Origin of the sequence: Robertmurraya mesotrionivorans, from assembly GCF_050971805.1 — a bacterium.
Classification (GTDB): Bacteria; Bacillota; Bacilli; order Bacillales; family Cytobacillaceae; genus Robertmurraya_A.
Genome location: NZ_JBPCCH010000001.1, coordinates 319,717 through 343,386, shown reverse-complemented (window position 1 = coordinate 343,386; position 23,670 = coordinate 319,717). Strand labels below are relative to the sequence as shown.

The window sequence follows — 23,670 nt, the reverse complement described above, 5'->3', positions numbered from 1 at the left end:
TAAAGACCTCTCTCTATTGTTTATTCTATCGACGCTAGCTCTTCCACTAATGTAGGCTTCCAACCTTCACCATCAACCCACTCAATGGAAACGCGATAAATTTGGGTTCTGTCCTTTGAAAAGACTGTTCCTTTTGATTTATTATGACCATCATTTCCAAGAAACTTAATAGTCATATTATCCTCTGACAACCCAGTGGCATATTCAATGGCAGAAACCATTTCATCCCAATCCAAACCTTCATACACGTTAGTATGTTCACCTGTTTGGCTCGTTCCGATTGGCTCCCAATTTGGGTTAACAATGGTTCTGACTACGTTAGAATCCGCTCCGCCTTCTGTCACAATTGCCTCTTCGTTATCACTAGAGCTAGCTTCCTCGCTTGAGTCTTCATTTGAGGACGAAGAATCAGTAGACGAATCTTCCTCATCCGTTTCTGAGTCAGATCCTTCTGTCTCTTCCTTCGAGGACTCTTCTCCTTCATTCGCTTCATTTGAAGCTTCTACGCTTTGTTCCTGCTCTTTTTCTGTCGTAGCTTTATCATCGTTTCCCAAAAAAATAACCCCGGAAACAACAATAATTAAAACCAATACTATTCCAATGAGACCATTTAAAATCAGATTTGTTTTACGACGCTTCGACCTTTGATTGAACCTTGATTGCTGATAATCATCTTGCATCATACGAACCTCCTAGACCTCTTTTGAACATCCTTTTAAGAGCGAACTCGCTATACATTCTACCATTTAACCCGGAAATCGAAAAGGACAATCACGTTACAAATACATTAACGTTTCGACAGAGGCTCATTATGATCAAAGTTATATACGTTTTTTACCATATCGGCAAATAAACCGTTGACTCCTCCTTCATCCCCATAAACCCCTAAATTTACTGTTACTAGAGCATATTTAGGGTTATCGTATGGGAAATAACCGGCAAACCATTTATTATGCAATTGTTTCTCATCTTTAAAAATTCCCGTTTCAGCTGTTCCTGACTTCCCAGCAACGGCATATGGCAGTTCTTGAAACCATCTCCCCGTTCCATTTTCATTTACAACCACTTCACGCAATAATTTTTGAAGCTTCATTGCGGTATAAGGAGAAATCGATTCGCCAGGCAGAGCTTGCTTTTCGAATGGTAGTAGTGAGTTCCCGTTTTTATATTCCACTTCTGAAACGACTCTGACACTCTCCCTTACTCCACCTTTCGCAATGGTCCCCATCATATTGGCAACGGCCAATGGTGTTGCACGTACCTCATGCTGACCGATTCCTGTCAAAGCAACAAAGTTCTTATCATTTTTAGCATTCTCTGATAAAAACACACGGCCTTTTTGTTCTTCTTGAAGCTGCCTAAAATTAGAGAAATGATAGATATCACCATTCCACCCAACAGAACCTACAAGAGATAATTTATTTGCGTACTCCTCGAGTATATTGGGGTCAATTTCCTTTAATTCCTTTGCAATCGTACCAAAAGTATTGTTACAACTTCTTGCAAAGCTATCCGTAAAGTTTAACATTCCATGATCATACACTAAGTCTGGTTGGCCATTTATTTTTTTACTACAATCATACATTCGAGTGGGATCATCTAGTTCATAATCAATGGCGGCTCCAGCCACAACCGTTTTAAAAACAGACCCAATAATTTGCTCAGAAATCATCATATTCTTCAGACCGCTTGAACCATCCTCAAACGGCTTTTCCTTATTAATGTTGGGTCTAGATACCATAGCAAGGACAGCATTCGTCTCTAAGTCTAGAAGGACAAGTCCACCTTTACTTATTTGATATTGGTCAACTAGATTTTCAGCCATTTCCTGAATGTCTTTATCTATCGTTGTTTTAATATTGACTGGATAGAACGGATTGGCTGGTTCGACATATTTCACATCAATCCCAAACAGCGGTCCACCCTTTGCATCAACATGGTAAATAAGCTTGGAATTTCCATCAGGAAGCAAAAATTCATCAAAGCTTTTTTCTAATCCGGTTAAACCGATTACTGTCTGTTCTAGTAAGTCTTTATCAGGATATCGTTTTTGTAATTCAACTGTATTTTGTCCCGTAATACCGATAAGTTGCTCAGCTGGATACTCAGTAAGCGAGTACTTCCTTTCTACGGCAAACACTCCTGGTATTTTCAGTGCATTAATTTTCTCCATTTGTGCATCTGTTAGTTTCAGTGGATTCGGATCACCATAGGCGAACGGATCTTCCGCTTGTTTCACTCTGTATTCAATCGATTCAACAGGAACATTTATTATGTCTGCGATCTGTTCACTATCCCACTCCATATTCTTCAAAAAAGGAAAGAGGATGAGAACCGGAATCTTACGGTGAACAAGTGACTCTCCATTGCGATCAAGAAACCCGCCTCTCCCATTATCAATCACCATTTGCTGTGAACGTTGAACAACACTCGCCTCAAGGAGATTAATGTTATGTTTTGTAAAGTTTTCTGTTGAAACGAGCTGCACTTGAACAAGCCTTCCTATTAAGAGACTAATTGCTGTTATACAAATAATTAACCATACCACTGCTCGTTTTCTCCACATAATAAAAAACACCTCGTCAAAAGTGTTGACGAGGTTTTCTTATTTCAAACCAATTTACTTAATATTTGTAATACGAACATTCATTTCTCCACCAGGCGTTTGAACCGTTACTTCGTCTCCAACCTTCTTACCCATCAAACTTTTGGCAATTGGAGAATCGTTTGAGATTTTGCCTTCAAATGGATCTGCTTCTGCACTTCCTACGATTGAATACGTTTCCTCGTCGCCTCCAGGAAGCTCAATAAACGTAACAGAACGGCCTAAAGCAACCGCATCGGTAGCAAGCTCATCCTCTTTAATAATCTTTGCGTTTCTTATCATATTTTCAATCGTTGTAATACGACCTTCAACAAATGCTTGTTCTTCTTTAGCCGAGTCATACTCTGAGTTCTCAGATAAGTCTCCAAAGCTACGAGCAATTTTAATACGCTCTACAACTTCTTTACGTTTTACTGATTTTAAATGTTCTAATTCTTGCTCTAATTTTTCTTTACCAGCTAAAGTCATCGGGAAAACCTTTTCTGTAGCCAAAACCCTTCACTCCTTCTAGTTTCACAACCCCCAAATAGATTGTGTATTCTTCTTATGTAGTTATTTCTTACGGTAAATGCATAGGAGCGCGTCCTTATAAAAAGGGCGCGCATGAAACGTCCAACTGGACTTATTTTGGGAAACATTTGCATTACTGCTTTTTATTGTTTCATAAAAATGATTTTTGTTCAAGAATTGTTTGAATTTTTGTGACCATCAAATCAATTGCGACAAAATTATGGCCACCTTCAGGGATAATAATATCTGCATAACGTTTCGTTGGTTCAATAAATTGATTATGCATTGGCCGCACCACATTTACATACTGGTCAATGACTGAATCCATTGAGCGCTCGCGTTCTTTTATATCTCTTACCAATCGTCTAATAATACGAAGGTCCGCATCTGTATCTACGTATAACTTAATATCCATTAAGTTACGAAGTCTTTCGTCTTCTAATACGAGGATCCCTTCAAGAATAATTACATCCTTGGGCTCAACATGGATTACATCACTTGAACGGGTATGAACACTGTAGTCATACACAGGCTTAGCAATCGCTTCGTAGCGGAGAAGACTTTCAATATGCTTAATTAGTAAGTCATTGTCAAATGCTAGTGGGTGGTCATAATTCGTCTTTAGACGCTCCTCAAAAGGTAAATGCGATTGGTCTTTATAATAAAAATCTTGCTCGAGCATTAAAATTGAATGCCCTTTAAACGATTCGTATATAGATTTTGTTACGCTCGTTTTCCCGGAGCCGGAGCCACCGGCTACACCAATAACAACGGGTTTGCGTTTCATGCTAGTTTAAATCTCCTTCCGCATCATGTTGTTTGGGTAAACCGGCTTGTCTAACTTGAACTTTACGATTTGCAATGGATGTCTTGCCGCATCTAGCTCATTGCCATCCTCATCCCAAATTTTTTCAATGACAGTTGTAAAGTTCTCGATTTCAGGTCCAAAAAACTCTACTTCTTGACCAGGTTTAAAGTGGTTTCGCTGCTGAAGTGTTACCATTTGATTTTCAGCATCATAGTCTAACACCAATCCAGCAAAGTCAAAAGTTGTCTTTTTGCTATGATTTCCAAACATCTGCTCTTTATACCCAGGAACTCCTTCAAAGAAAGCAGGAGCCGTGTCACGGTTTGCACATTTATCAAGTTCTTCTAACCATTCTTTTTGAATGACAAAGTTCTCAGGGTCCGCACAATAAGCATCAATCACTTTACGGTACACACTAACAACGGTTGCCACATAGTGAATGGACTTCATACGTCCTTCGATTTTCAAACTATCAATACCGAGCTCAATCATTTGAGGAATGGACTCAATTAATTTAAGATCCTTTGGGCTCATCGCAAACGGTGCATCACCTTCGCTAAATTGAGCTACTTCATCTTGTTGATCAAGCGCATAGAGGTCATAATCCCATCGGCAAGACTGACAGCATCCACCGCGGTTTGAGTCTCGAGCTGTCATATGATTACTTAATGTACAGCGTCCAGAATAAGCAATACACATTGCACCATGGATGAATGTTTCAATTTCGATATCGACTTTCTCTTTCATTTCTCTAATTTCTTCCGCACTAGTTTCACGTGCAAGTACCACACGTTCTAATCCTTCTTCCTTCCAGAATTGGACAGCTTTCCAATTGGATAAAGACTGTTGTGTACTTAAATGCACTTCAATTTCAGGCGCTAATCGACGGCATGTTTCTATAATAAGAGGATCAGCAACAATAATACCTGCAATCCCAGCTCCTTTTAAACCAAGAATATAATCTTCTAATCCATCTATATTTTCATTATGAGCAAAAATATTTGTTGTTACATAAATCTTCGCACCATATTTCTTAGCAAACTCTACTCCCTCTTTCATTTCATCAAAAGTAAAGTTCCCTGCGTTTGAGCGAAGTCCGTATTCTTGTCCACCGATAAATACAGCATCTGCCCCGTATTGGACAGCAATTTTTAATTTCTCTAGATTTCCAGCAGGAGCAAGTAATTCTGGTTTTTTTACAATTACTCGCTTTCCATTCACAATCTGTGAGATTTTATCGTTTAATAGGATAGACATCTTTTTCCCTCCTTAACACATGTTTTTATTAATAAACGGTCTCTTTGAAGAAAAATCCAGTATCTAACGGACGATTCTTTGGCTGAATCTCTTCTACTTCCTGTAATAAGTCATCCTTAACTTCTTCGTACTGATCAGGGTTTTCGACAGATAGATCAATTGCTTTTCGATATAGTTCTGTTACCTTTAGAATGTATTCTGATGTTTGTAATACACCATCAATCTTTAGAGAATCAACTTCTGCTTCAATGAGCTCTGTTAGCTCATCAATCATACACATATCATTCGGACTCATAATATGTGTTCCGTTCGCATCCTCAAAAATCGGATATTTATTTTCTCTTTCCTTATCGTGAAGGAACATGTTCGCATTTTGGGTGCGATTTTCAACCACTAGTGCTTTTCCTTGATACTCATAATAGTTCCCTAATAGTGAACGTTTGGATTGGAACATGGCTGTCATCCCGTGCACCTGTACCTCGATCTCCACGTCAGCATGCTCTTTCATTTCGACAATCGCATCCATATTGATTTCTCTAGCAAGGACCGCACGTTTAGCCCCTTTTCTACCCCAATAGTTACATGTATACCAGTTCGTTGCAGTTGTTTCTGTATTCCAATGAAGTGGCATATCAGGTGCAGCCTCTTTCACTACCATTAAAACCGCTGGATCACCAAAAATGATTGCATCCACGTTTGCTTGTTTTACAAACCTTACATAGTCATATAAAGCGTCAATGCTTTCATTGTGGAAGATCGCATTCATCGCTACATACACTTTTTTCTGAAAAGAATGCGCAATTTCTACAGCCTTCTTTACATCTTCTCTTGAAAATTCTCCAGCTAAACGAAGACCAAAGCGTTCCTCTCCGATCACAAAAGCGTCCGCTCCAACTTTACATAATGCTTCTATATCTTCAATCGTTTTTGGTGTGACTAATAGTTCTGGTTTTTTCATTTTCTCTTCACCTCTTTTTACTAATTGCTACTCCATCGCCAACAGGAATAATGACCGAATCGTATTCTGCATGTTCCATTAGCCATTTGTTAAAATCTTTAATTTTTGTAACCATGCTTCTTACTCTTTTACTCTCAATTGTATCCTCACAGACTAGTCCTTTAAACAAGACGTTGTCTGTTATAATTATCCCTTTGTCTCCTAAATACTTTGAATATATTTCAAAGAACTTCTTATATTGCCCTTTGGCTGCATCTATGAAAATGGCATCAAAAGAACCCAAGTTTTCTATAAGTGACTCTACTTCTAGCGCATCACCTTTGATGATCGAAATTTGGTGTTCTTTGTTTGCACGTTTAATAAATTCCTCCGCGGCCGTATAGCGCTCACTGTCTCGTTCAATTGTGACGATGTTCGTTTCAGGAAGAACAGTGGCCATTCGTAAGGCAGAATATCCTATAGCTGTACCCACCTCTAGAATCTTTTTCGGTTGAGCAATTCTCAGTATTTGAAGAATCGTTTCGATTCCAGACAGTTCCATAATGGGAACATGATGAGCTTTCGCGTATTGCTCCATTTCTTCTAGTAGATCTGATCTATTTAGAATGAGCTCTTCTATATAAGAATGCAGCTTCTCCGTTTCCAAGCTGCGTCACCTCTTTTGTTTAGACATGAAAAAATAGCGTTCACAGCAATTCACAGGGATTCAGCACAGCTAAATATGGTCTTCTGTGGTTGACGCTATTTAAAAACACTTGAACTATTTTATCATAATAGAAGGAGAAATGCGAACATTTCTCCTTGAAGCAGATTAATTGATGTGCTCGGCCTTTTTTGCATTATGCTCCTCAAGAGTTTTCGAGAATAATACATCACCAGATGCCGTTGCTAAAAAGTATAGGAAGTCCGTCTCAGCAGGATGTAAAACAGCTTCAATTGATACAGTACCTGCATTAGCTATTGGACCTGGTGTTAATCCTTGGTATTTGTAAGTATTGTATGGATCATCAATTTCCAAATCCTTATACAACACCTTGTCCTTATGTTCTCCATGAGCATATAAAACGGTAGGATCTGTTTGTAACGGCATCCCCGTATCTATACGATTATAAAAGACGCTGGCAATTTGGTTACGCTCAAGTTTCTCAGTTGCTTCCTCTTCTACCAATGAGGCAAATGTTAGTAGTTGGTGAGCAGTATATTGCCTCTCAGCCATATCGCCCTCATACTCACTAATTACCTTTTTCGTCTGATCTAACATGGCCATAATAATTTCTTCCATTTTTGTGTCTTCTTTATAGAAAGGATATGTTGCAGGGAACAAATAGCCTTCTAATGGGTATTTGACATTTTCCGCGAGAATTTCCTCTGTTAATACATCAGGGTATTTATTCATAAGCGCTTGTATGAATTCACGGTCATTTAATTTTGCAAATACATCTTCTTCTGTATGATTTGTTTTTTCTGCGATGATTTTTGCAATTTCTTTTAGCTGTTTTCCTTCAGGGATGGTAATTTGAAACACCACTTCTTGCTCCACTTTACCTGTTTTTAAGCTTTCAATGATACTTGGCAAGGTCATAGAAGGTGAAAGTTCGTAGTTACCAGCCATAAACCCTGACTCGTTCTTAAACTTAACAAAGTATTTGAATACTCGTGCATCTTTAATAATCCCATGTTCCTCTAATATGTTTGCAATACCAGTTACTGAAGAACCAATTGGAATTTCTACTGTCATTTCTTTTTTATTCTCTGGATCTACGGGCTTTAATGCTGATTTAATATAAAAATATCCGCCACCAGCCGTAATTGCTACCAGTAGGAATAATATGATTGAAATGGTAAAGACAATTTTCCTTACGACTCTTGCCTCGCCTTCCCTTTCAATCATCTTTTCTCGGATTATTGCTTTTGTATCAGGCTTGTTACCTGTATTCTCTTTCTTTTGCTTCTCTTCCGTTGACAAAGTTTCCCCTCCAATTCACAGGGCTCATTCTTACTATTCCCTTATAACTATTCTCGAATCATTATACTATATTTTTCGACAATAGAAGTAAAAAATTGCAAAAAAAAGGCGGATAGCCTATGCTATCCGCTTTTTATCTTTCTATTCTTCGTCTTGCTCTTCTAGGAATGTATTTAACATTTCTTCGATTAGGTCCCACTCTTCATCTGTCTCGATAGGCATTAACTCACCATCATTATTATCTTCGGTTGGAACGAAAGCAGACGCATGAATTTCAATTTCTTCATCATCGTTTTCATCTGCACCAATTGGATAATAAAGAACATAAGACTTACCAAATTCATCAGAATCGAAAGTAAAAAGCACCTCACAAAGTTGCTCGTTACCATCCTCATCAATTACTGTAATATTGTTTTCTCCATGTTGCATCGAAAAATCACCTCAAGTTATTTTTGACTATCTAAAAAGCCTTGTAAGATCATAGCTGCTGCCATTTTGTCGATTACTTTTTTACGTTTTTTCCTACTAACATCCGCTTCTAGTAAGACACGTTCCGCAGCAACCGTAGTTAGACGCTCGTCCCATAGGAATACAGGCAAGGAAAACCTCTTTTCTAGCTCACTAGCGTAAAATTGACTCGCTTCCCCTCTAGGTCCAATGGTTCCATTCATGTTTTTAGGCAGCCCTACTACTATTTTTCCTACTTCATACTTTTCTATTATTTGACCAATCTGGTCAAAACCAAACATTCTTTCATCTTCATTAATTTTTATTGTTTCTAATCCTTGCGCTGTCCAGCCAAATTCATCGCTGAGCGCAACGCCGACCGTTTTACTGCCGACGTCAAGACCGAGAATTCGCATACGTTAAGAGCCCTCTCGTTGTGTTTTTAAATAGCTTTTGACAAGCTCTTCAATAATTTCATCTCGTTCAAGCTTTCGAATAATGTTACGAGCATCACGATGACGAGGAATATAAGCAGGATCTCCAGAAAGCAGGTAACCTACAATTTGATTAATCGGATGATATCCTTTTTCTTGAAGAGCTTCATGTACTTGAAAAAGGACTTCCTTCACGTCATGTTCGATTGGCTCTTCTGGAAAATTAAACCTCATTGTTTTATCAAATGTACTCATTCTCTTGCACCTCGCTTTATCTAGTAATCGCTGGCTAACTTCCGCTCTTATAGAAGTATCTATCATCAAATCTATCCAATGGAAGAAATATTTAGTAGTCTAATCTCCTTCATTTTACACTACTTTTCTTGAATATCAAACGGATTTGACCCATTCTTCTACAAAACTTAGTGCGGAATCCAACTTCCCAGCATCTTTTCCTCCTGCTTGGGCCATATCTGCACGTCCACCACCGCTACCTCCGCAAATAGTAGCAACTTCTTTAATAATTTTCCCGGCATGATAGCCTTTTTCAATTAAGTCTTTTGTTACACCGGCAATTAAGTTTACCTTTTCTTCGTTTACACTTCCAAGTACGATTACTGCAGATCCAAGCTTTTGCTTCAAATCATCCACCATGTTTCGAAGTCCGTTCATATCAGCACCTTGAATTCGAACAGCCAGAACTTGAACACCATTCACTTCTTTCACATGATTAACCAAATTACCAGCTTCAATATTCCCTAGCTTAGCTGCTAAAGACTCATTTTCTTTTTGAAGCTGTTTTTGTTCACTTAACAGTGCATCGATTCTAGATGGTACATCTTTTAGGTTCGTTTTTAATTTTCCTGCCGCATCTTTTAAAATCTGGATTTGGCTATGCATTTGCTTAAATGCACCTTCCCCCGTCACCGCTTCTATACGACGAGTTCCTGCTCCAATTCCACTTTCAGATATGATTTTAAAGAGTCCAATGACTGAAGTATTAGGAACGTGGCAACCACCACAAAGTTCTAAACTATAATCTCCGACTTGAACCACACGTACGATATCACCATATTTTTCACCAAATAGAGCCATAGCTCCCATCGCTTTTGCATCAGCAATTGCCTTAAAGTCTGTTTGAACAGATAGAGATTGCCAAATTTTTTCGTTTACAATCTTCTCTATTTCTTCTAATTCCTCTGGTTTTACTTGTCCAAAATGAGAGAAGTCAAAACGAAGTCTATCTTGTTCTACTAGAGAACCAGCTTGGTTTACATGTGTTCCAAGAACATCTTTTAATGCTTGATGTAATAAATGGGTTGCCGTATGGTTCTTAATAATTTTTCCTCTATTGTTCTCATCAACAACCGCAACTACCTGGTCATTAACCTGCAATTCACCAGATTCAATCAGTACACGGTGAAGGTTTTGTCCGTTTGGTGCCTTTTGTACATCTTTTACCGCCGCTTTTACACCATCGCTAAATAGTGTACCAAGGTCAGCAATTTGTCCACCGCTCTCAGCATAGAATGGAGTGACATCAAGTATTAATTGGATTTCTTCTCCTTCACTTGCCCTGTCGATTTTTACACCATTTTGTACGATAGCAAGAACCTTTGATTCAACCTGTAACTGATCGTAACCAACAAACTTACTTTCTACTTTAATCTCACCAAGTTCTCCACCTTGAACCTGCATAGAGTCTACATCTTGTCTTGCTTTACGTGCACGTTCACGCTGAAGCTCCATTTCGCTCTCAAAACCAGCGTGGTCAACCTTCATTCCCTCTTCTTCACCATACTCCTCTGTTAATTCGACAGGGAAACCGTATGTGTCATAAAGACGGAAAACGTCTGCTCCCTGAATCGTATCACTTCCAGCTTCCTTTTCTTTTTTGATAACCGCTGCGAGAATTTGAAGCCCCTCATTCAGAGTCTCATGGAATCTTTCTTCTTCATTCTTTATCACCTTTTGGATAAAGTCGGTCTTATTCTTTACTTCTGGGTAAAAATCAACCATGATTTCCCCTACCACAGGAACCAGTTCAAACATAAATGGACGGTTTATGTTAATTTGCTTAGCAAAACGTACGGCTCTACGAAGCAATCTTCTTAACACATACCCTCGTCCCTCATTGGAAGGAAGTGCGCCGTCACCAATAGCAAATGCCACGGTACGAATATGGTCAGCAATGACTTTAAATGCCACATCAGACTCTTTACCATTCCCATACTTTGCTCCAGAGATCTCTTCTGTTGCACGAATAATTGGCATAAATAAATCAGTATCAAAATTAGTAGGAACATTTTGAACAACTGAAGCCATTCTTTCAAGTCCCATTCCTGTATCAATATTTTTCTTTGGTAGTGGAGTATATGTACCATCCGGATTATGATTAAATTCTGAGAAAACTAAGTTCCAAACCTCTAAATATCTGTCATTCTCTCCTCCAGGATACAACTCCGGATCACTTTCATCATTTCCATATTCAGGTCCACGATCATAGAAAATTTCCGTATTTGGTCCACTAGGTCCTTCCCCGATATCCCAGAAGTTCCCCTCTAAGCGAATAATTCGCTCTTCCGGCACCCCAATTTCTTTGCTCCAAATTTCAAACGCTTCGTCGTCTTCTGGATGAATCGTAACGGAAAGCTTTTCCTTATCAAACCCTACCCATTTTTCATCAGTCAAAAATTCCCATGCCCAATGGATTGCTTCTACTTTGAAGTATTCTCCGATAGAGAAGTTCCCAAGCATCTCAAAAAACGTATGATGTCTTGCTGTTTTTCCAACGTTTTCAATATCGTTCGTACGAATCGATTTCTGTGCATTTGTGATTCTTGGATTATCAGGAATGACTCGTCCATCAAAATACTTTTTTAACGTCGCTACCCCACTGTTAATCCAAAGCAAAGATGGGTCATCATGAGGAACGAGGGGTGCACTTGGTTCCACTGCATGTCCTTTTTCTTTAAAAAAGTCTAAATACATTTTACGAATTTCTGAGCCTGTAAGCTGCTTCATTTATTTTCCCTCCAACATTTTTTTCAACAAAAAAAGCCCTTCATCCCAAAACAGGGACGAGGAGCTTGCTCGCGGTACCACCCTGATTATGAATGCCAAAAAAGCACTCATCTCTCAAAGACCTTTAACGCAGGTTAACGGCAGGAATTAGCTGCACTCCGGAATAGCTTTCTGTCATCCTTCGTCTAGAATTTCTTTCAGCCAAGGAAATTCCTCTCTACAGACGGTCTATCACATACTTGTTCCTTCAACATGTTTTCGTGTATTTTGAACTTTATAGTACGAATTATACTGATATGCTTTAATATTTGTCAACGTTGTCACACCAATTGATTATCGGATACATCTTTTGAAAAGTGCTGCTTTGCATGAAGAAGGCTCACCTTGAGAATGGCCATAATTGGTACAGCTAAGATCAGTCCTAGTATTCCACCAATTTCTCCACCTGCTAAAAGCGCGAACATAATTACTAAAGGATGCATATGCAAGCTCTTTCCAACAATAAAGGGCGATAAAATATTCCCCTCTAAAAATTGAAGTAGAGCGATGATAATCACTACAAAAACGATCATTTTCACACTAATCGTAGCAGCGATGATAACAGCTGGCACAGCACCGATAACAGGTCCAAAATATGGGATAATATTTGTAACCCCTACAATTAATCCGAGTAACAGCGGATACCGTAAGTCGATAAACCAAAAGGATAAAGCAGAAATCGTACCAATCATCACGCATACTAATAGTTGTCCCCTAATATAACTGCCTAGTGATTTGTCCACATCTCTTAAAAACAGAGTTCCCCCACTCCGCCATTTTTTCGGTGTAATATACCATACAGCCTTCTTTATTTTTTCATAATCTTTTAACATGTAAAAAGCGATAAAAGGGATGATAGCAAAGAGCAGGGCTGAATTGATGATTCCCATCCCTAAATTAACGGCTCTTGTTAGAGTGTTATCAAGCATTCTTTCAATGGCCACAATACTACTATCTACCCTTTCTTGAAAGGCTTCAGGCCAGGTAGAGGTTTGATCCTGAATCTCATCGATCCACTCTCTGTATTGGTTGGCAAAGCTTGGTGCGTTTTCAGTCAAATCTCGAAGCTGGTGTATAACCGCAGGAACACCATTATACAGTGCCACACTTATACTTCCAAAAAACAGTGTATATATTATTAAAACGGCTAACCATCTTGGTAAATAATTTTCATGAAGTGTTTCAACGACAGGATGTAGTAAATAAGAAATAAATGCTGCGATGATAAATGGGAGTACGACGATCATTGTGATTTTAAAAATGGGCAACCAGATTGGCTGTAGTTTCAGAAAAACAAATAATACAATGAATAACAAAAGCAAAAAACCAAGTCGGTAATACCATTTTAAACGAATGTCCATTGTATCCACTCCTTGTCTATAGTTTAAAGTGGAACAGTAAGAAATATACAAAAAGAAAAGCCCCTTTTTTACAGGGACTTTTCTTTGTATTAAAACATTCTCGAAATTCTACGCTGCATTTTTTTCATTCCACGCCCTGACATCATTTTGTTTTTACGAGCGTAATTATATGCAACAACACCTGCTCCAATTGCAATTGCAGAAGTTACCATTCGATTCATTTATCTCACCTCTTAATAGATTTATGAGCTATATCGGCGTTCATCTTCTCCAAAAAGATCGTCTAATGAGCTTAATGTACCGTCTTCCTCAACTTGGTGAGTATTAATGATTCCTTTTGCTAAAGTTAGTTCAATGAAGCAGTTCCAGCAATAGTATTGGTTAATTCCAATTTTCCCGATATCTTTGCTTTGGCAGTTTGGGCATTTTAACATCGTAGACACCTCACGTATAGGTATATCTTAAAGCATGTGCTCTAAGATTTTTTTACGTTCACGATGATGGCGTCTTTTCCATACTGGAGGGGTTCATCCGTTTTGATGACACGCTTTCCTTCTTTGATGTCTGAAAAAAAGCCATCCGAACATTGATACCCTACGATTGTGCCCAATTCTTCCTTAAAATATACATCCTCAATCAACCCGAGCTGCTCTCCGTCACTAGATAACAGCATGTTCCCGGATAGACCTCGACAAAATGCAACGGAAGAATCACTGCCCCTTTTGATTGGTCTAAGCAAAGTTCGGTCTTCAATCATTACTCCATCCGAGCCAAAGGAAGTGACGTCTTGAATATCAAGCAGTGCGGTTCTTTTAACAAGCATTCCTTGCTTTACTAGCAAGGATTGGACCGAGCCACTAGTCGCAGAAATGATGAGGTCATTGACTTCACCAACCTTTGATCCGCTTTCTTTCTCGTACACACTAACTCCCTTTAGCAATGTAAATGTCCGCAAGATACCACCTCTTTCGAACATTACTATTGTTCACGACGAAGCAAAAAATCATAACGTGAAACGATTTCCAAATGTAATGATCAGCTTCCCATAAAGCTATATGGAGTAATTCCTTCCATACCAATCATGGGGTCTATAGACAGCAAGTACTCCTCCGCATTTTGTAATGTACCCTTTTCGTTGCTCTCGTTATTGCTTGCAATGGCTTTTTCCAATTTCATTCGTAAGGTGGTCAATCTTTCTTGTTCATCCGATCTTGAAATACCGACCCTTAAAGCCTCTTCTTCTCCACAAAGGATCAAAAACTGTTTACTTCTCGTAATAGCTGTATACAAAAGATTTCTTCGCAGCATTCGATAATAGCTTCTTACTACTGGGAGGATTACAATTGGAAATTCACTCCCTTGAGATTTGTGAACAGAGCAGCAATAAGAATGGGTTATTTGCTGAAGGTCTTGTCTGGTATATGTAGCTTCCGCACCCTCAAAGGATACAACGATCATATCCTCTTTTTCCGTATTTTCTTTTGCATAGAAGATGGATACAATTTCACCTATATCGCCATTAAACACATTATTTTCCGGCTGATTCACAAGCTGTAACACTTTATCCCCGACACGATAAGTCACATCGCCGTACTTTATTTCTTTCCTCGTCCCATCAGGGTTGGGATTAAAAATGGTTTGCATTAACGTGTTCAAGCGATCGATTCCAGCAGGTCCTTTATACATCGGTGCAAGCACCTGTATATCTTTTGCTGTATAACCTTTACTTTTCGCATTTCGGACGACCTTCTCAACTACATCCGCAATTTGGTTTGCGTTACATCTAAAAAAGGAGCGGTCCTTTTGTTGCATACTTATATTGGCAGGTAAACGTCCCGACTTAATTTCATGAGCAAGCTCAATAATAGAGGATCCTTCCGCTTGGCGATAAATATCTGTGAGCCTAACGACGGGAAGAACACCGCATTCTAGGAGATCCTTTAGTACTTGCCCCGGACCTACAGAAGGTAATTGATCCTCGTCCCCAACCAATATGACTTGAATGGATTCAGGCAAAGCTTTAAAAAGCTGATTAGCAAGCCATATGTCAAGCATTGACGTCTCATCTACAATCAAAATTTTCCCTTCTAACGGGTTGTCTTCATTTCTGCTAAACCCTTCAACCCCATTCCATCCTAAAAGCCTGTGAATGGTAACCGCAGGAAGTCCCGTAGATTCCGTCATTCGTTTTGCTGCACGGCCAGTTGGCGCTGCTAATATAAATGGAAAGGGCTCGTCTCCTTTATAATCATTTGGATCTAAAGAGCAGCCATGCAATTCAGCATATAGCTCAACAATCCCTTTAATAACCGTTGTTTTTCCTGTACCTGGCCCACCTGTTAAGATCAGCATTGGTGACATCAAAGCCGTCTGAATCGCATCTTTTTGAGTCGGCGCATACTGAACTCCTAGTCGTTCCTCTAGATTTCCAAGGGCGAGTAAAAATTCAGAATCCGGAAACTGATTTTCATACTGTGTTTGAGAGACGATTTTTTTGATGCTTGTAACAAGACCTTTTTCGGAGAAAAAAAGGGAAGGTAAATACACCCTCATTTCTTCAACGATGATTTTCCCTTCTTCTTCAAGCTTGACTACTTCTGCTCCAATAGGTGAAAAGTCAATTTCATCACGTTTGTTTTCTTCTAATAATGTCTTTACCTTATCGAGCAATAACTCTGTTTCCATGTATACATGGCCATTTTGCATACACTCAACCTCAAGCGTATATAAGCAGGCCGCTTTTATACGGTCAGGGTGATGACCGGAAATTCCAAGTTGAAACCCAAGGTCATCTGCTCTGGTAAACCCAATACCTTGAATATCTTCAACAAGCTTATAAGGATTCGACTGAACCACTTCTACTGTCTGGTCCTTATACGCCTGATAAATCCGCATAGAAATTTGAGGACCAAATCCATATTGATTTAAAGCAACCATCGCCTGCTCTAACCCTTGATGCTCAATAAGGGTATCATAAATTTCCTTTGCCTTATCCGGGGGAAGCTTTGGTATTTCATCAAGTAAAGAAGGTTGTTGCATAATTTTAGAGATGGCATTTTCCCCTAAAACTTCAACGATTTTTTCAGCGGTTTTCTTTCCGACTCCTTTAAAAAGCTCACTTGATAAATAGCTCACTACCCCTTGCTTCGTTTGGGGTATATCCTTTCGAAAATGTGTTGCATGAAATTGTTGACCAAATTTCGGATGGTCCTTTAACTCTCCATAAAATATGTACGTTTCCTGTTCATGAACTTTTGGAAAATAACCGGTAATAACAGCTTCTTTATCTTCATAATTCTCATTCGTTTCTTCCACGCGAATTCTTAGAACGGTGTACAAATTTTGTTCATTATGAAAGATTGTGACAAGATGCTTTCCTTTTATAAATCTTCCTTGATCCTTAAACAAATCGAGCGTTTCTTGTCCCTCCAAAGAACTCCCCTCCTTACATAAAAATCCGCTACGAATGAAGATTAACTTTTCTCGATTAATTTCTTTCCGTAACCTGCTAGCAGATGATCAGGTTGTAATTCCAATGCTTTTTCAAACATATCAAGTGCTTTTTTTCCATCTTCCTTAAAACCATATGCAACACCAAGATTATAATAAGCATCAGCATGTGACGGATCTAACTCTACACATGCATTAAATTGCTTGATCGCCTCGTCAAGTAATTCTTGATTTGCTAGACATAATCCAAATTGAAAACGAGCTTCTGCATCATCTCCATTTAGCTCCACACTTCTTTGCAAATAAGGTAAGGCAAGCTTAGGCTGTTCTAACTGAATAAGCGTAAGTCCAAGCATAAAATAATTATCACTAGAATGCAGTCCCTTTCTCATTGCCAGTTCAAACATATTTTTTGCTTCTTCTAATTGTTCATTTTCGAAATATAGGTTTCCAGCGTTATAATAAGCCGTTGCTGCATTTTCATCGATTTCTATCGCTTTCTGAAAAAATTTGAGTGCCTTCTCATTTTCTCCAACTGCCGATAATACGTTTCCGAAATTTATATACGATACCGCATCATTCGGATTATCCTCAATTGCCTTCATAAACAATCCAGCAGCTTCTTCCCACTTTCCCTCCTTCATCAATTGAATCCCTTTTTCATTTTTATCCATAGTACACGCTCCATTATTTATTTTCTTTTTTTATTATAACTTCTTTTCATCTAGTTTTGTCCTTTTTATACATACGAAAACCTCGACCATATGAATCGAGGTTTTCTCGTTACCCTACATAAGTTAATTGCTTTTCATCACGGAATACTTTGTCAATTGTTCCTCCGCCAAGGCATTCATCCCCTTGATAAAAGACAACCGATTGACCAGGTGTAATGGCTCGGATTGGCTCAGCGAATATCACCTTTACTGTCCCATCATCTAATCTATGAACAGTTACTTTGTTATCAGGCTGACGGTAGCGGAATTTAGCCGTACACTCAAAAGTCTGCATCACTTCCTTGCCGGTAACCCAACTAACATCAACAGCAATGATTGAATCAGAGTACAATTTATCATTATGAAATGCTTGTCCTACGAAAAGTACATTGCGCTCAAGGTCTTTACCGATGACAAACCAAGGGTCGCCCGCACCACCAATTCCTAAGCCATGTCTCTGACCGATTGTATAGTACATTAACCCATCATGCTTACCGACAACTTCTCCCTCAAGTGTTTCCATATTCCCAGGCTGAGCTGGCAAATAATTACTTAGAAATTCTTTGAAATTACGCTCGCCAATAAAGCAAATTCCCGTACTGTCCTTTTTTGTCGCAGTTGCTAAGTCTGCTTTCTGAGCAATCTCTCTTACCTTTGCTTTTTCAATATCACCTATTGGAAACATCACTTTTTCAAGTTGGTTTTGAGAAAGCTGGTTTAAGAAATACGTTTGATCCTTGTTTTCATCTACTCCACGTAACATTTTGTATTCCCCATCACGGTATTCGACTCTTGCGTAATGACCGGTTGCTAAATAGTCCGCACCTAGCTTCATAGCATGCTCTAAAAATGCTTTAAACTTAATTTCCTTGTTACACATCACATCGGGATTTGGAGTTCTACCTGCTTTATATTCTTCTAGGAAGTAAGTAAACACCTTATCCCAATATTGCTTTTCAAAATTCACTGCATAATAAGGTATACCAATTTGATTGCATACTCGAATAACATCCTCGTAATCCTCGGTAGCCGTACAAACACCGAACTCATCGGTGTCATCCCAGTTTTTCATGAAAATTCCAATCACATCATACCCTTGTTCTTTTAAGAGTAAGGCTGCTACAGATGAGTCTACTCCCCCAGACATACCTACGACAACACGTATGTCCTTGTTGTCTTTTTTCACTTTCTTCACCTCATTCGCAAGCTTTATCGTGTCAGCCTAGTTACTATTTTCGCCGTAACTTCAGCTGAATTTAAGACCTGCTCTTTTGTATTATAAAGGCCAAAGCTAAATCGGATTGAGTTTCTCACTCGTTCTGATTCTTGACCAAACATTGCCACTAAAACATGAGAAGGATCAATTGAACCAGCTGTACAAGCAGAACCACTCGATACAGCCACACCTTCCATATCCAGATTCACAAGCATTGATTCGACATCTGTGCCTGGAAAGCTTAAGTTTAGTACATGTGGGAGGGTATTTTCAAGCAATCCGTTTACTGAGAAAGTAATATTTTTCGATTGAAGAGATTCAAGCAGCAACTTTTTAAACTCGATAAATTGCTCGACCTTTTCAGCTCTCTCAATCGAAGCTATTTCAACCGCTTTAGCAAAACCAGCGATAGACGCTACGTTCTCTGTTCCCGCACGTCTTTTTCGTTCTTGTTCTCCCCCGAAGGAAAGTGGCGTTAATGCAGTATTTTGCTTTACATATAGGAACCCAATCCCTTTAGGTCCATTAATTTTATGTGCTGAGACGGATAACAAGTCCACGCCAAGCTCAGTTACGTCCAAATCAATTAAACCAAAGGCTTGAACAGCATCTGTATGAAATTTTGCTTGATGATTTTCTAATAGCTTGGCAATTTCTTTAATCGGTTGAACAGCACCCACTTCGTTATTTCCGTACATAATGGTTACGAGAATCGTTTCATCTCGGAGTGCTTTCTTAAAGTCTTCGACCGAAATTTGCCCATGTTCATCAACTGGTAAGTAAGTTACTTCAAAGCCTTCCTTTTCAAGACTTTTACAAGCGTGTAAAACGGCATGATGTTCGATCATGGTAGTAATAATATGGTTACCATTCTTTTGATAAGATTTCGCCACTCCTAAAATGGCAAGATTATCACTCTCGGTGCCTCCACTTGTAAAAATGATCTCTTCCGTTTTTGCTCCAATGCTCTTCGCAATTTTTGAACGAGACTCGTCTACTATAGATCTTGCCGACCTTCCATAAGAATGAATACTAGACGGATTCCCAAATTGCTCTTTCATCACCACGGCCATCGTCTCAATGACATCCGTATGAACAGGAGCCGTTGCTGCATGATCCAAATATATATGATTCAACATGTTCACCTACTTAAAAATATCCACTTGAAACTAGCTTTACCTTTTCTCCTATATGTAAAACATATAGGAATCTGACTCTCCGTCATCTGTGTGGTTTGCTAATTCTTCTAGTGTTGTATTATCTAAAACACCTTTCACAGCATCACGGATTCTCATCCATAATGCACGCTTTGCAGGCTCTTCATCCTCAATCCCTTCAACGGGACTGATAGGACCTTCTAACACTCGGATAATATCACCTGCACTAATTTCCGTTGGTCCCTTTGCTAGAACATAACCACCATATGCACCACGAATGCTCTTAACAAATCCAGCGTTTCTAAGAGGAGCTATTAACTGCTCCAAATAATGCTCAGATAAATCATTTGCTTGAGCGATCGTTTTAAGTGATGTTGGTCCTTCGCCGTGTTTTTTGGCGAGCTCGATCATGATTGTTAATCCATAGCGACCTTTTGTTGATATTTTCATAAACTAGCACCTCGATTACTAATTTCTTCTTTTGTATGATCAGCCATTCTTTTAGCGGTGTGTAATTTACTAAGGAAATAATCCGTTAGTATTTGGCACTGTGGTAAGGCAATGCCAACGATAGGTCCAATTACAAAGCTGAACACGACGGTACCAACAAACACTGGTCCACCGAGTTGCCACCCAATAATCAGTACAATAATTTCTATACAAGCCCGGACATAGGTAACCTTCCACCCTGTTCTATCCGTTAAAGCAATCATTAGGCTGTCTCTTGGTCCAGCACCGAAGGAAGCAGAAATATATAACCCCATTCCGTACCCATTTAATAGAAGACCAGCGGCAAACATCAAAGATTTTCCACCCCAGTCATCTGGTGTTTGAATGATCGGAAGCAGAAAATACATATCAATAAAAACGCCAACTAATAGCATATTTAAAAACGCACCGATTTTCGGATATTCCTTAGAAATGATTGTCGCTAAAGTTAAGATGGCCACCCCAACAATAATTGACCATGTACCAATCGTTAGCCCAAATTGGTAATGAAGGCCCACATGAAGAACATCCCATGGAGTAGCTCCTATATCAGCCTTTATTAATAATACAATTCCAAGGGACATAATTAATAAACCTAAAAAATAAATGAAAAATCTCGGACCCACTTGTCCTGTCTTTTTAAAACCCATTACCAATCAATTCCTCTAAACAAAATGGTTTCTTGTAAATCTTAACAAAATCCTGACTTATTTGATAGACATTTGACATTATAGCATAATAGTATGCAAATAACACGAACGTATGTTACCTTTAGGTAAAATGATAAACGGAGCGATGAATATGAACGGGAAGCCACTTGCCTTCCGAATGCGGCCAAGAACGATTGATGAGATTATCGGTCAGCAGCACCTCGTCGGTGAAGGAAAGATTATTCAGCGTATGGTAAAAGCAAAACAGCTTTCATCCATGATTCTTTATGGACCACCTGGTGTTGGAAAAACATCCATTGCTAGCGCGATTGCAGGTAGTACAAAATATGCCTTTCGTACCTTAAACGCTGTGACAAATAACAAAAAAGACCTCGAGGTGGTTGCTGCAGAAGCAAAAATGTCCGGCAAAGTAATCCTATTACTCGATGAGGTTCACCGTCTCGATAAAGCAAAACAAGATTTTCTTCTTCCTCATTTAGAAAATGGAGCCATTGTCCTAATCGGGGCAACGACTAGCAATCCATATCATGCCATTAATCCAGCGATCCGTAGTCGTTGTCAAATCTTTGAGCTAAAGCCATTAACAGCTGACGAAATAATAAGAGCACTTAACCATGCATTGAATGATAAAGACCGAGGATTGGGAAATTACAACGTGCACATATCAAACCCAGCAAAAGAACATTTTGCAAGTGCTTCAAACGGCGATGTAAGGAGTTCTCTCAATGCACTTGAACTAGCCATTATTTCTACTGAACCTAATGAGTTTGGGGTCATTACCATTACTATTGAGATTGCTGAGGAATGCTTACAAAAGAAGAGCTTTTCACATGACCGCGATGGGGATGCTCATTACGATGTTCTTTCTGCTTTTCAAAAATCAATAAGAGGCAGTGATGTAAATGCAGCACTTCATTATTTAGGGAGACTCATTGTCGCAGGTGATTTAGTAAGCATAAGCAGAAGATTAATCGTTATTGCCTATGAAGACATTGGTCTTGCCAATCCTCAGGCGGGTGCAAGAACACTGGCCGCCATCGAAACAGCTGAACGTCTAGGATTTCCTGAAGCGAGGATTCCGCTAGCTAATGCTGTTATTGAGCTATGCCTTTCTCCTAAGTCTAATTCTGCCTATAAAGCGTTAGACCTTGCGATTGCTGATATTGAAGCGGGTCTAAGCGGTGAAGTGCCACTACATTTGAAGGATGCTCATTATAAAGGAGCCACCTCCCTAGGAAGAGGTATTGATTACTTATATCCACATGATTATGAAAACGGGTGGGTTAAACAGCAGTACTTACCTGACAAAATAAAAAAGAAGGTTTATTATAAGCCGAAAAAAACCGGAAAGTTTGAGCAAGCACTTGCTTCCATCTATGAAAAGCTGATGAAAAATTAACGGACAAGGCGTGTGCTTGTCCGTTTTTACTCACCTATTCACTATCTTTTACCGTAGAAATTTTTATGTCTTTTAATAGCTCACGGATGACATAGCTTGCCATAATAAGACCGGCAACAGATGGCACGAAAGCATTGGAAGAAGGTGGCATCTTTGCCTTCCTTATCTCTGCATCCTCTTTCCCAACTACTTTTCGAACGTCCTCGCGAATGACGATCGGGCTTTCATCTGAAAAAACTACCGGTATTCCTTTTCTAATACCTTCTTTACGTAAACGGGTGCGAATGACCTTTGCAATCGGATCCGTATGAGTTTTTGAAATATCCGCAATTTGGAAACGAGTAGGGTCCATTTTATTAGCTGCTCCCATACTTGAGATCATTGGTATATTTCGCTTTAAACACTCTTTCATTAGATGAATTTTATACGAAATAGTATCTGAAGCATCTACTACGAAATCAAGTCCGTATTGAAAGATTTCTTCATACGTCTCCTCTGTATAAAACATTTTTAATGAAATGACTTCACACTCAGGATTAATATCCATTATGCGTTCCTTCATCAAGTCGGCTTTGGGCCTTCCCACTGTGGAAAGTAAGGCAATGATTTGACGATTCACATTTGTTATATCAACATCATCTTTATCAATTAAAATGAGACGCCCAACGCCAGACCGTGCTAGTGCCTCAGCAGAAAACGAGCCTACTCCACCGATTCCTAATACAGCAACTGTACTTCCTTTTAATGTATCAATTCCTTCCTTTCCAATCGCAAGTTCATTGCGGGAAAATTGGTGCAACATCTTCATCACTCCAGCATCTATATTTATGTAATAGGTTTCTTAACTTATTTTTCTCGATATGACTATACCATACTCACAAACAAAAACAAGTCTAGGATGGATCCATACAGAACATCAAAAAACCCCTATGCTGATAGTAGCATAAGGGTGTAAGGTTATGTAAATAAAGTAAGAATCCCAATCGTGCCGTCGCTCGATGCCTTCGTTTTGATCCCGCATAAGCAGGTGGGTGTTCTGTTCCAAGCTTTTGTAAGTCCTAAGCCATAGGCATTTACGCCACTCGAAAACTCAAACTCCCGTAGTAAAGCTGTTGGTCAAAACTTTAGGTAATACCACGAACACATCAGGATTCTTATGTTTGATT

The 23,670-nt window shown here is 39.1% G+C and carries 24 protein-coding genes, 1 other RNA gene and 1 other annotated feature; of the genes, 1 reads left to right on the top strand and 24 read right to left on the bottom strand.

Annotation, left to right across the window (positions count from 1 at the left end; genetic code table 11):
• Window positions 1-20: 20 nt before the first annotated feature.
• The 22 genes from ACRX5O_RS01670 to ACRX5O_RS01565 form a co-directional block, all read right to left on the bottom strand.
• Entirely contained in the window at window positions 21-683 is a 663-nt protein-coding gene (locus ACRX5O_RS01670; protein WP_433904343.1) for a YrrS family protein, read from the bottom strand.
• A 104-nt stretch (window positions 684-787) separates the two neighbouring features.
• Complete coding sequence (locus ACRX5O_RS01665; RefSeq protein WP_433904342.1) at window positions 788-2,566, bottom strand: peptidoglycan D,D-transpeptidase FtsI family protein; 1,779 nt, start codon at window positions 2,564-2,566, stop codon at window positions 788-790.
• Between the two features lie 54 nt (window positions 2,567-2,620).
• Window positions 2,621-3,097 carry a transcription elongation factor GreA gene (greA, locus tag ACRX5O_RS01660; protein WP_119709214.1) on the bottom strand — a complete coding sequence of 159 codons (477 nt, stop codon included), beginning with the start codon at window positions 3,095-3,097 and terminating at the stop codon, window positions 2,621-2,623.
• Window positions 3,098-3,266: 169 nt separating this feature from the next.
• Window positions 3,267-3,902 (bottom strand): uridine kinase, encoded by a 636-nt coding sequence (udk, locus tag ACRX5O_RS01655; RefSeq protein ID WP_433904341.1) that lies wholly within the window; start codon window positions 3,900-3,902, stop codon window positions 3,267-3,269.
• 6 nt (window positions 3,903-3,908) lie between these two features.
• Complete coding sequence (locus ACRX5O_RS01650) at window positions 3,909-5,180, bottom strand: peptidase U32 family protein (protein WP_433904340.1); 1,272 nt, start codon at window positions 5,178-5,180, stop codon at window positions 3,909-3,911.
• 28 nt (window positions 5,181-5,208) lie between these two features.
• The gene (locus tag ACRX5O_RS01645) at window positions 5,209-6,138 is read right to left on the bottom strand and encodes a peptidase U32 family protein (RefSeq protein ID WP_433904339.1); all 930 of its coding nucleotides are present in this window, start codon (window positions 6,136-6,138) and stop codon (window positions 5,209-5,211) included.
• A 7-nt stretch (window positions 6,139-6,145) separates the two neighbouring features.
• Window positions 6,146-6,784: an O-methyltransferase gene (locus tag ACRX5O_RS01640; RefSeq protein ID WP_433904338.1), complete on the bottom strand. Its 639-nt coding sequence runs from the start codon at window positions 6,782-6,784 to the stop codon at window positions 6,146-6,148.
• A gap of 165 nt (window positions 6,785-6,949) precedes the next feature.
• Window positions 6,950-8,104 carry an endolytic transglycosylase MltG gene (mltG, locus tag ACRX5O_RS01635; RefSeq protein WP_433904337.1) on the bottom strand — a complete coding sequence of 385 codons (1,155 nt, stop codon included), beginning with the start codon at window positions 8,102-8,104 and terminating at the stop codon, window positions 6,950-6,952.
• Window positions 8,105-8,245: 141 nt separating this feature from the next.
• Window positions 8,246-8,533 (bottom strand): DUF1292 domain-containing protein, encoded by a 288-nt coding sequence (locus ACRX5O_RS01630; protein ID WP_119709219.1) that lies wholly within the window; start codon window positions 8,531-8,533, stop codon window positions 8,246-8,248.
• Between the two features lie 17 nt (window positions 8,534-8,550).
• Window positions 8,551-8,967 carry a Holliday junction resolvase RuvX gene (gene ruvX, locus ACRX5O_RS01625; protein WP_119709220.1) on the bottom strand — a complete coding sequence of 139 codons (417 nt, stop codon included), beginning with the start codon at window positions 8,965-8,967 and terminating at the stop codon, window positions 8,551-8,553.
• Between the two features lie 3 nt (window positions 8,968-8,970).
• Window positions 8,971-9,240 carry an IreB family regulatory phosphoprotein gene (locus tag ACRX5O_RS01620; protein WP_119709221.1) on the bottom strand — a complete coding sequence of 90 codons (270 nt, stop codon included), beginning with the start codon at window positions 9,238-9,240 and terminating at the stop codon, window positions 8,971-8,973.
• Window positions 9,241-9,375: 135 nt separating this feature from the next.
• Entirely contained in the window at window positions 9,376-12,009 is a 2,634-nt protein-coding gene (gene alaS / locus ACRX5O_RS01615) for an alanine--tRNA ligase (RefSeq protein ID WP_433904336.1), read from the bottom strand.
• A gap of 49 nt (window positions 12,010-12,058) precedes the next feature.
• Window positions 12,059-12,269, bottom strand: a binding site (T-box leader).
• Window positions 12,270-12,329: 60 nt separating this feature from the next.
• On the bottom strand, window positions 12,330-13,409 hold the full coding sequence (locus tag ACRX5O_RS01610; RefSeq protein WP_433904335.1) for an AI-2E family transporter: 1,080 nt from the start codon (window positions 13,407-13,409) through the stop codon (window positions 12,330-12,332).
• An 89-nt stretch (window positions 13,410-13,498) separates the two neighbouring features.
• Complete coding sequence (locus ACRX5O_RS01605; RefSeq protein WP_433904334.1) at window positions 13,499-13,630, bottom strand: YrzQ family protein; 132 nt, start codon at window positions 13,628-13,630, stop codon at window positions 13,499-13,501.
• Between the two features lie 21 nt (window positions 13,631-13,651).
• Complete coding sequence (locus ACRX5O_RS01600; protein WP_066049968.1) at window positions 13,652-13,843, bottom strand: YrzR-like zinc ribbon domain; 192 nt, start codon at window positions 13,841-13,843, stop codon at window positions 13,652-13,654.
• A gap of 41 nt (window positions 13,844-13,884) precedes the next feature.
• Complete coding sequence (locus ACRX5O_RS01595) at window positions 13,885-14,364, bottom strand: PRC-barrel domain-containing protein (RefSeq protein WP_433904333.1); 480 nt, start codon at window positions 14,362-14,364, stop codon at window positions 13,885-13,887.
• Window positions 14,365-14,444: 80 nt separating this feature from the next.
• The gene (gene recD2 / locus ACRX5O_RS01590) at window positions 14,445-16,841 is read right to left on the bottom strand and encodes an SF1B family DNA helicase RecD2 (RefSeq protein ID WP_433904332.1); all 2,397 of its coding nucleotides are present in this window, start codon (window positions 16,839-16,841) and stop codon (window positions 14,445-14,447) included.
• A gap of 41 nt (window positions 16,842-16,882) precedes the next feature.
• Complete coding sequence (locus ACRX5O_RS01585; RefSeq protein WP_433904331.1) at window positions 16,883-17,533, bottom strand: tetratricopeptide repeat protein; 651 nt, start codon at window positions 17,531-17,533, stop codon at window positions 16,883-16,885.
• Between the two features lie 109 nt (window positions 17,534-17,642).
• Window positions 17,643-18,758: a tRNA 2-thiouridine(34) synthase MnmA gene (mnmA, locus tag ACRX5O_RS01580; protein WP_433904330.1), complete on the bottom strand. Its 1,116-nt coding sequence runs from the start codon at window positions 18,756-18,758 to the stop codon at window positions 17,643-17,645.
• A gap of 23 nt (window positions 18,759-18,781) precedes the next feature.
• Window positions 18,782-19,924, bottom strand: coding sequence for a cysteine desulfurase family protein (locus tag ACRX5O_RS01575; RefSeq protein WP_433904741.1), 1,143 nt, complete (start codon window positions 19,922-19,924; stop codon window positions 18,782-18,784).
• Window positions 19,925-19,975: 51 nt separating this feature from the next.
• Window positions 19,976-20,395 carry a cysteine metabolism transcriptional regulator CymR gene (cymR, locus tag ACRX5O_RS01570; RefSeq protein ID WP_251514095.1) on the bottom strand — a complete coding sequence of 140 codons (420 nt, stop codon included), beginning with the start codon at window positions 20,393-20,395 and terminating at the stop codon, window positions 19,976-19,978.
• The gene (locus tag ACRX5O_RS01565) at window positions 20,392-21,084 is read right to left on the bottom strand and encodes a YczE/YyaS/YitT family protein (protein WP_433904329.1); all 693 of its coding nucleotides are present in this window, start codon (window positions 21,082-21,084) and stop codon (window positions 20,392-20,394) included. The genes cymR and ACRX5O_RS01565 overlap by 4 nt, the downstream gene beginning before the upstream one ends.
• A 151-nt stretch (window positions 21,085-21,235) precedes the next feature.
• On the opposite strand from ACRX5O_RS01565, the gene ACRX5O_RS01560 reads away from it, so the two are divergent.
• On the top strand, window positions 21,236-22,504 hold the full coding sequence (locus tag ACRX5O_RS01560; protein ID WP_433904328.1) for a replication-associated recombination protein A: 1,269 nt from the start codon (window positions 21,236-21,238) through the stop codon (window positions 22,502-22,504).
• Between the two features lie 34 nt (window positions 22,505-22,538).
• On the opposite strand, the gene ACRX5O_RS01555 is transcribed toward ACRX5O_RS01560, so the two are convergent.
• Both ACRX5O_RS01555 and ssrS read right to left on the bottom strand, forming a co-directional pair.
• The gene (locus ACRX5O_RS01555; RefSeq protein ID WP_119709233.1) at window positions 22,539-23,306 is read right to left on the bottom strand and encodes a tRNA threonylcarbamoyladenosine dehydratase; all 768 of its coding nucleotides are present in this window, start codon (window positions 23,304-23,306) and stop codon (window positions 22,539-22,541) included.
• 170 nt (window positions 23,307-23,476) lie between these two features.
• A non-coding RNA gene (gene ssrS, locus ACRX5O_RS01550) (6S RNA) lies at window positions 23,477-23,659 on the bottom strand.
• Window positions 23,660-23,670 lie beyond the last annotated feature (11 nt).